Source organism: Geminocystis sp. CENA526 (assembly GCF_050753365.1).
Taxonomy (GTDB): Bacteria; Cyanobacteriota; Cyanobacteriia; order Cyanobacteriales; family Cyanobacteriaceae; genus Geminocystis.
This window is the reverse complement of record NZ_JBLZFY010000185.1, coordinates 1-4,074: the sequence shown is the minus strand read 5'-3', so window position 1 is coordinate 4,074 and position 4,074 is coordinate 1. Positions and strand designations below refer to the sequence as shown.

Here is a 4,074-nt window from a genome sequence, read left to right as displayed (position 1 = left end):
GTTTAGAAGATTATCTTCATTAGTAAAATAAAATTCATAAGATTGTCCATATTTTGCTTTATTCCTAGTAATTTCTTTATCGATTTTTGTGTATTGTTCTATGGTGTTAAATGTTAATTGTGATTGTGAAAATTCTCTTAATAATCCTGTTTTATAATAAGTATCGCCTACACATAAACCTAATTTATCAAACTTTTCTGCATTATTTGAATACTCATTTACTTTTAAAATTCCTTTCTTTAAAAATACTTTACCACGCTCTATTAAATCATTGTTTAACTGACTAATAAAAGTCATTGACGGTGATTGTTCATCATAAAAATTTGATTCTGTTAATTTATTATTCTGCATGGTGAATGATTTATGTTTTTGATTCTGATAACTTCTAAATCCTATTTTTAATTCATTATTAAAATCAATGAATAGATAATTAGCTGAACCATGCAGATAAGCACATTTATAAAAGTCTTTAACTTCTAAATTAAACATACCTTTCTTATCAGAACATATTTTTTCTTTTGTTGTTTTATTAACATTAATTGAAGTTGATAATTGATGAATAACTCTTATATTTGGGTGAAAAACTTGCTGTAAATGTTCTATCGATTTATCTGCTATCCATAGCTTAAAATCATCTTTATTTAACGTTAAATCTTCTTTATCAGAATACTTAATAATTGCAATCTCACCATCAAAATTAATTGATTCTGCATTGTCTAAAGGTTTTAATTTAATATGTTTAAAAAGTGATTTATTTTTATCAGAATATCTATATAAATCTACTGTAGATATTGCAGTTAAACGTTTAGATTGAATAGGATAAACAACTTTATTAACATCAAATAAGACACCATCTGTTATAGATTGATTACCATTTAAAGATTTTTCTAGCAGATAACACATTAATCTAGCTCTAGCAGTAATATTGTTACCTACAACGCAATTAGAAGTATCAAAAAATGGTGAACAAAAAACACCATAAAGAGAATTAATTACTAATTTATAAAGAGTATTTAATGGTGTTTTCTTAGGATATAATTTTCTGAATGCAAGTAAATCATCAATCAAAAATTTATCTAAATCAATACTTAACCATGCTGATTTAATTTCAGTAATAACAGTTTTTATATTCTTTTTTGTTGATTGTTTTGTACAGTCATAACCTAATTTTTCTTCTAATTCTGCTAAATCTTTACATTCTGAAAACTTAGGATAATAAATGGCAGATTTAATGACTAAATTATCTAATAATTCTGTACGTTGATTTTTATTGCAGATATAGAATAAATAATCTAAAAAATCATCATTAATTACAGCGTTTTTTATCTCATATCTAAATATTTTTGTTATTCCCGATTTTGAATTAATCTCAGTTGGTTCATCATCTTGTATTGGTGTTATTGTTTTTAAATCTTTATATTTAAAATTAAACCACGAAGCTAAAAAATCTTGACTGTACTTTACCTCACCATCAAAATCGATTATACAATGCCATAAACCGTACACTAATTCATTATCTTTTGTTTCGTATTTTCTCTCGTTTAACCATTGCCTAAGAGTCTTATATTGGTTAATTTCATTTATTGAGTATGATTCTATTATCGGTTTACCTATGGGATATTTCTGCAATCGTAAACCATTGCCATAACAACCATCTATATCTATGTCACACAATAAACCATCTATATAATGAGTTAATGGAGTGTTGTTACGGCATCTACCCCCAAACACTTTAGACAATAGAGCAGTAGTGGTTGTTACATCTTGTTTCAGATTATTTGATGAGCCATAACTACATAATTTTTTTATTAATTTTAAATTATCTTTTGTGTCGTCTAAATTGAAGTAACTCAATAATTTTGCAGTGAATAATTGCTCACTTGTTTTTCCCATTGTTAAACTAGGTATCTTGTAATAATCATCTAGCTGTAATGATGAATAAATTTGTTTAAATAATTCTGCATTGTTAACTAAAATTTTGTAAATTTCTAAATCACCTAAAGAATAATTGTCAAAGTCGTCAGGTTTATTAAAATATGTTTTGTTCATATTTTCCTTATCCCATTGTGTTAAATCATCTTTAAATTCTAAGTTCACATTAGTTGATTCTGCTAGATTTTTATAGCTAGATATTCCATGCAGTCCAAAAGTATCGAAAAATCTTAATCTCACCTTATACCAGTGTCCATTAAGTTCTAATTGGTATTGTGTAGCTATAGAGTCTGATTTATTTTTTATTGGTTCATTCTTTTTAGTTTGTGCAGTAAATTTTAAACGTCTAGTTTGTTCAATTTTTGCAAATTCACCCGTGTTAGTGTGCAGTCCATAATCTTTATTTTTTCTCAGAATATCTTTTAAATTTTCTTTTAATTCACCATTAACAACTAACAATAATTCTGCAATAGCAAAATGCGCGTATAAATCTATAAAAACAGTTTTTGTTACTTCTAAATCTTCATATTCACACTTTATAAAATTAATTTCATATCCCAAATCTTTTAAATAATCGATTACTGCTAAATCTTCTCTTATAGTTTTGTGACGTGGTTTTAAATTGTTTTTAATGCAGTATTTTTCAAAATCTTTATGACAATAAATTATACCTTTATCTTCATGTATTCCTTTAATTTGTACTGTTATCCCTATTCTTTTATCATTGAAAAATTCTGTATCGATAATTATAGGTAAAGAGATATTATTTTCATTATCAAAATCTTCTTTTGTTGTCAGTTTATCTTTTTTACTATAAATGTAACTATTAACGCCTAAATATTTAAAAAACATGATATAATATTCCTTAGAATAGATTAGATAACTAGGAATATTAAGGAATATTCTAGTTATCATTTTGTTTATTAGATAAAATCAAAATCAGTTAAATCTACTGAAAAATTTAAGTCTTTAATGACTGTTTTTACAGCGTTTTTATCTTCGCTATTTAAGAAATTTTCGTATCCCATAACTTCAAATTTACAATCTAGCTTGTATTTTGCAATTAACCGTGATAACTCAGTATTTACAGCAACATACTTAAACTGTTCACCATTGCTAATAGATTCAATATCAACGAGTAAATCATTATAAGTTTTTGATTTTTTACCATGATTTTTAGTGATTTTATATTGTCCTAGTGGTAAATCTTTCATCAAAGTAAAAATGATTTTTTCATCTAATAAAATTAAGTCAGGAATACCAACACCATTAATAGTTTTATCTTTACTTTTTGCGATTTTGCTTAAACAAGTTTTTGAAGTTACTGCACTAATAACAATTTCATTCTTTTCGTGTTTAATGGTGACTGAGTTTAATTGTTCGCTGAATGAATAATTAACAATTTCTGCATTCTCAAAAATTTCTTTATTGTCAGGACTGAAAAAAGTTATTTTTTTATCGCAGTTCACTGCATAGGGAACTAAGCTATAAATACCTTTCTCACCATGCTTATATCTGATAAGGATAGAATCACCATAAACCTTTAATTCACTGTATTTCGATGCTAGTTTTGACGCCGTAATATCGATAATCGAATCTTTGGAAGATAAAGCATTCTGCAAATTTTTGTTTTCTGCAATTAGATTTTGTGCAATAAGTTGTAAGTCAATCATAGTTTTATGTCCTAGTAAATGGTTAGTTTTAAACGTTTTACCCGTACGTTTATAGGCTTTTTAATGTCTTCAGTGACTCATAATCAATGCAACGATTGAAAAAAAATACTGGTCAAATAGTCGATTTCTCTTAACTTTTCAATCGCTCTTTGATCATGTAAATCAAGAAAAATGATCGTACTATCAAAATTTTTTGATTGCTTGACGTTTTTTTCAATCTTTTTTCTGCTAGAATTGTTAGTCATAATAAAAAACTCGTTTTTTTTCGTTTTAAGTCTGCAAGTTGCTTAGTGTTGGTTACATGAAATACTTGTAATATATGAGAAGTGGAATAACTCATATGTTTGTTCGATATTCCAATTGTGAAAATATTTTTTTTTTTGGCAGTCAGCTAGTTTAAATTGATTGTCTTTTTATTATTTGTCTCTTTTACACATCTGCCGCTGCCGACGATTTACTTTGTTTAGAT

At 26.3% G+C, this 4,074-nt stretch carries 2 protein-coding genes; both read right to left on the bottom strand.

The window, feature by feature from the left end; all coding sequences use genetic code 11:
* On the bottom strand, positions 1-2,784 hold a 2,784-nt coding region (locus ACN4EE_RS22170; protein WP_431708692.1), incomplete at its 3' end, for a hypothetical protein.
* A 71-nt stretch (positions 2,785-2,855) separates the two neighbouring features.
* Positions 2,856-3,605 (bottom strand): hypothetical protein, encoded by a 750-nt coding sequence (locus ACN4EE_RS22165; RefSeq protein ID WP_431708691.1) that lies wholly within the window; start codon positions 3,603-3,605, stop codon positions 2,856-2,858.
* Between the last annotated feature and the right edge of the window lie 469 nt (positions 3,606-4,074).